This is a genomic window from Nitratidesulfovibrio liaohensis (genome assembly GCF_011682075.1).
Lineage (GTDB): Bacteria > Desulfobacterota > Desulfovibrionia > Desulfovibrionales > Desulfovibrionaceae > Cupidesulfovibrio > Cupidesulfovibrio liaohensis.
In genome coordinates, this window is the sequence record NZ_VSMK01000181.1 from 1 (window position 1) to 5,176 (window position 5,176).

The window sequence follows — 5,176 nt, forward strand, 5'->3', positions numbered from 1 at the left end:
GGGCGGCGTCATCGGCGTCCGTCTGCGCGGACAGCGAGGCGGCGCGGGTGGCGGCGGCCACCTGGCGGCACTTGGGGCACATGCGCAGCAGCGCCGGGAAGTCCAGGTCATGGGCGTGGTTGGCGTACACGCGGGTGGCCAGGTCCGGCGGCAGCATGCGGATGTGTGTTTCGCACCCGGTACAGCGCAGGTACGGGACGAAGTGGTGCTCCGCCCAGTCGTACTTGCGTTCCTGCAGGTGCGCGTTGTGCCAGTCGTTGGTCATGGTGATGGCCCCGGTGGGGCAGTAGTGGCGGCACAGTCCGCACAGGGCGCAGGTGTTGTGCCACACCGTGAAGTCGTAGCCGCTGCGGTCCTCGCGCGGCTCGATGCGGATGGCCCCGCCCGCACACACGTGGCGGCAGATGGCACAGCCCACGCACTTGGCGGGGTCCATGGTCACCTTGCCGCGAAAGCGGCGGGGGGTATGCGTCTCGGCAAAGGGGAAGGGGTCGGTGGACGGCCCCTGGGCCACGTTGCGGGCGAGTATCTTCAGGAATCCCAGCATGGCTTACTCCTGCAATCCGAGGCGGGCCATCCACACGTCGCGGGCCTTGATCACGCCTTCGATGATGGCCTGCGGGCGCGGCGGGCAGCCGGGCACGTTGACGTCCACGGGGATGTAGCGGTCGATGGGACCCTCGATGGAGTACCCGTCGCGGAACACGCCGCCGCTCACCGGACAGATGCCCACGGCCACGGTGACCTTGGGTTCGGGAATCTCGTCCCACACGCGCAGCACCTTGTCCTTCACGCGGGCTGTCAGCGGCCCGGTGATCAGCACGATGTCCGCGTGGCGGGGGCTGCCGCAGTACTTGCAGCCCAGGCGTTCCACGTCGTAGCGGGGGATGCAGGCGGTGGTTGCCAGTTCCACGTCGCAGCCGTTGCACGAGCCCGCATTGATCCGGTACAGCCACGGCGACCGCACGGAGAGCTTCTTCAGGAAGTTCATATCGTTTCCTCTCCGCCTACATACCGCGCCATGCCAGCACCAGACTCGCCAGGGCCAGCACCGAAGGGTACTTGAGGTAGAAGGTGAAGGCCTGGTCCACGCGGAAGCGCCCGGTGGCCGACTTGACCAGCGTCAGCGAAACGGCCATCAGCGCCGCGCACTTCAGCACGAACCACGGAATGTTGGCGACGATGCCGCCGGGGAGCGTGCCCGGCAGGAACAGCGCCACGCCAAGGCCCAGCACCACCACGGTCTTGAGCGCCGAGGCGATGTGGAAGAAGGCCAGCGCCGGGCCGGAATATTCCAGCAGGGGGCCTTCGATGATTTCCGTTTCGGCCTCGGGCACGTCGAAGGGCACGGTGCCCATGGTGCCGGGCAGGAACAGCAGATAGGCCAGCAGGGCCGGAATCATCACCGGGTCGAAGGCCAACTGCCCGTTGGTCAGTTGATAGTTCACGATGTTGGCGAGCGAGAACTCGGCCCCGCCGCCGGTGGCCATGCCCACCTTCATGGCCACGGCCAGCATCACGCCCAGCAGTGGCATTTCGTAGGCGAACATCAGCGTCATCTCGCGCGAGAAGCCCATGGCCCCGAACGGCGAGCTGGAGGCGGAACCGCCAACCATCAGCGCGATGGCGGGCAGCGGCAGCAGGTAGAAGATCACCAGCAGGTCGCCCATGGCGGGCAGGCCGCCGCTGACGCCCGGCACGGGCAGCAGCGCGGCGCACACCGCCATGCCGGTCAGGCCCAGCAGCGGGGCCAGCAGGAAGGCGGCCCGGTTGGCGGAGGCGGGCATGACCGTTTCCTTGGTGAACAGCTTGGCGATATCCAGGTATGGCTGGATCAGGGGCGGGCCAACGCGGCGCTGCAGGCGCGCCTCGATGCGCCGGTCAAGCCCTTTCAGGAACAGGCCGACCATCAGGGCGAACAACCCGCCCGGGAATACCAGCAGGCCGAGCAGGCCAAGGCCGGTTTGGGTGAGCAATTGGGTGAAGAGTTCGGTGGCGTGGGACATGGTCTACCTCCGCTTCTGGGCGGGCATGGCCGCCTGTGCCAGCTGCCGCAGCAGGGCCAGGGGTGCGCCGTAGATGTCCTGCGGGGCAAGGCGGGCCTCGTCGGCCTTCATGGCCACGCCGCAGGTGTGGATGTCAGTGGTGCGCACGGTGCCGATGAGCCGGTGCAGGAGGGTACGCCCGCCGAAGAAGGCCACCGCCAGCAGCACGGCCAGGGCAGTGGCGTTGAACGCCCCCGCGCCGGAAGCCACGCCCCACGGTGCGACAGCCAGCCCGGCGAAGCCCAGTTCGCGGCCCATCATGTCGATGGCCAGCAGGGGCAGGCCCGGGAACACTCCGGTGATGATGCACCCGGCGGCCAGGATGCCCATGGGCACCAGCATGATGCGCGGGGCTTCCTGCACGTGGGCCAGTTCCGGCGAGGGGCGGCCCAGGAAGGCCGAGTGCAGGAACTTGGCGAAGTAGGCCAGGGTCAGCACGCTGCCCGCCAACGAGAGCAGGGCCAGCGCCACTTCGCCCTCGGCCATCAGCGCGTGGTAGAGGATCCACTTGGAGGCAAAGCCGTTGGTGGGCGGCACGCCGACCACCGAAAGCGCCCCGATGGCGAACATGGTCAGGGTGACGGGCATGCGCTGCCCGATGCCGCCCAGTTCGTCCAGCGAGTGCTTGTGGGTGCACAGGATGAGCGACCCGGCCACAAGGAACAGCAGGTCCTTGAACAGCACGTGGTTGACCAGGTGCAGCATGCCGCCGGCCATGCCCAGCGGGGTGCCCAGCGCCACGCCCACCACCATGTAGCCCAACTGGCTGACGGTGGAGTAGATGAGCACCAGCTTGAGGTCCGACTGCATCACGGCCAGCAGGGCGGCCATGACGATGGTGATGCCGCCCACCCAGGCGATGGCATACATCACCTGCGGCTGGCCCCACTGGGCGGCCAGACCGGTGAAGAAGCCCGCACCGCCCAGCACGAAGAACAGCTTGGCGAGGCCGAACAGGGCGCTCTTCAGCAGCACCGACGAGATGTAGCCGGAAACCGGCGTGGGGGCCGTTGCCGGGTGCATCTGCACGTCGATGCGGAAGGGCAGCTGCGCCGCCTTCATGGTGAAGCCGATGGCCATCAGGGCCACGGCGGTGGCGGCCAGGGCCACCGGCATGGTCGGCAGGGCGGAACGCACCGCGCCGAAGCTGGGGTCGCCCGCCATGGTGGACAGCATGACCACCCCCAGGAACAGGAAGGCCGCGCCCAGCACGTTGAAGAAGAAGTACTTGAAGCCCTCGCGCAGCGCGGCGGGGTTTTCCTCATGCACGATGACGAAGTACAGGCTCCACGAGCTCATGATCTCCCAGAAGGTGAAGAAGCCGAACAGGTCGTTGCTTGCGGCAACGCCCATCAGCCCGCCCACCATGAACAGGAAGAACGTGTAGAAGCGCCACTGGGTGTGGCTGTGTTCCATGTAGCCCACGGCGTAGAACATGTTCAGGCAGCCGATGACCGGCACCACGAGCGCGAAGGCGAAGGAGATGGAATCCAGCCCGCGCCCGAACACCACCACCGCGACGGCAGCCACGGCAAGGATGATGGCGGTGGCCAGGCCCGCCGCCTTGCGGTCGCGCCGCAGCAGGAAGGGCACCACGGCGCCCAGCATGGGGATGAGCACGAAGGGATGCCAGGTCACCGCCAGCATGGGCAGGGCCTGCACATCCAGCTTGCCCGCCCCCGCCAGCATGTCGGCCACGGGGGTGACCAGCGACAGGCCCAGCTGCGGCAGCACGCCCAGCACCAGGCACAGCGCGGCCAGCACGCCGGTGGCCACGCGCATGGAGACCGGGGCCTCCTGCACCATGGGGCCGGTGTAGGGCTGGAAGACCAGCGTGCGCACGATGCGCATGTAGTAGACACACCCGGCAAGGCTGCCCAGCAGCAGCACGGCGGCCACGGCGGGGTGCCCGGCGGCCACAAGGGCTTGCAGCATCAGGTACTTGCCGACAAAGCCGTTGAACGGCGGCAGGCCCATGATGGAGATGAGGCCCACGACCATGCACCCGGCGGTGAAGGGCATGACCCGGGCCATACCCGCAAGGTCCGCCAGCTTCTTGCTGCCCGCGCGCAGGATGAGGCCGCCCGCGCAGAGGAACAGCAGGTTCTTCATGATGGCATGGTTCAGCACGTGCAGCAGCGAGCCGGTGGTGGCCAGCCAGGTGCCGAGGCCGATGACCATGAAGATTTCCCCCACCTGACCCATGGTCGAGTAGGCCAGCAGGCGCTTCAGGTCGTCCTGCTTCAGGGCCATCAGTTCGCCGTAGAGCATGGTGGCCGTGCCCAGCGCGGTGACAAGCAGGCCCATGGAGCTGAAGCCACCGGCGGATTCCCCGGCCTTCAGCAGCACGGCGGAGCCGAACACCGCCAGCATCAGCCGCACGGTGCCGTACACGCCGGTCTTGGTCAGGATGCCCGACAGCGGGCCGGAAATGGACGAGGGGGCGGCGGGGTGCGCGTCGGGCAGCCAGCCGTGGCCGGGCACAAGGCCCGCCTTGACCGCAAAGCCCACAAAGGCCAGCACCACGGCACCCTTCACCACGGGGGCGGGCAGGGTGGCGGCAAGGCCCGCCAGGGCCGCGAAGTCCAGCGTGCCCGCCTGGGCGGACAGCAGCATGAAGCCGGGCAGCATGGCGCAGGCCCCGGCAACGCACATCACGAAGTACTTCACGGCGGCGTGGAACGCCTTGTCCGTGGCCTCGTGGGCCACCAGGAAGTACGACGAGAAGGTCATCAGTTCCCAGAACACGTAGAAGCCGCCGAAGTCGCGCGCAAGGGCCAGGCCCGAGAGCGAACCGCACATCAGCAGCAGGAAGAACCAGTAGCCGCCCGCGCGACGGTCGTGGTGGATGTAGCCGGTCGAGTACACCGCCACCACCAGGCCGATGCCCGCGATGATCACGCCGAACAGGCGGGACAGCGGGTCGATCGCGGTGTCGGTCCAGGTCAGCGCCACCGAGGCGGCCACCAGCGCCACGCCGGCCAAGGCGCGGGCGCGACCGGAAGCAAGGCCGATGCACCACACGGCAAAGGCGCCCGCGTAAGGCACGAGGGCGGCGGGGTGCCAGTGCGCGCCGAAGGCGGGCAGGGTGTCGCGCGCAACGCCCAATGCGTCGGCCACCTGCTCAATTA

General features: G+C 68.3%; 4 protein-coding genes. All 4 read right to left on the reverse strand.

The annotated features are described in order from the left end of the window. Nucleotides 1–547: 4Fe-4S dicluster domain-containing protein (locus tag FVW27_RS07350; RefSeq protein WP_167123985.1), on the reverse strand; the 547-nt coding region annotated here is incomplete at its 3' end. Between the two features lie 3 nt (nucleotides 548–550). Beyond that, entirely contained in the window at nucleotides 551–991 is a 441-nt protein-coding gene (locus tag FVW27_RS07355) for an NADH-quinone oxidoreductase subunit B family protein (RefSeq protein WP_007527825.1), read from the reverse strand. A 16-nt stretch (nucleotides 992–1,007) separates the two neighbouring features. After that, a complete protein-coding gene (locus FVW27_RS07360) occupies nucleotides 1,008–2,006 on the reverse strand; it encodes a respiratory chain complex I subunit 1 family protein (protein ID WP_167123987.1) in 999 nt (332 codons plus the stop codon). Between the two features lie 3 nt (nucleotides 2,007–2,009). Further along, nucleotides 2,010–5,176: complex I subunit 5 family protein (locus FVW27_RS07365; RefSeq protein ID WP_167123989.1), on the reverse strand; the 3,167-nt coding region annotated here is incomplete at its 5' end.

Coding starts and splice junctions, on each gene's coding strand:
- FVW27_RS07355 (WP_007527825.1), bottom strand. CDS start 991: ATGAACTTCCTGAAGAAGCTCTCCGTGCGGTCGCCGTGGCTGTACCGG.
- FVW27_RS07360 (WP_167123987.1), bottom strand. CDS start 2,006: ATGTCCCACGCCACCGAACTCTTCACCCAATTGCTCACCCAAACCGGC.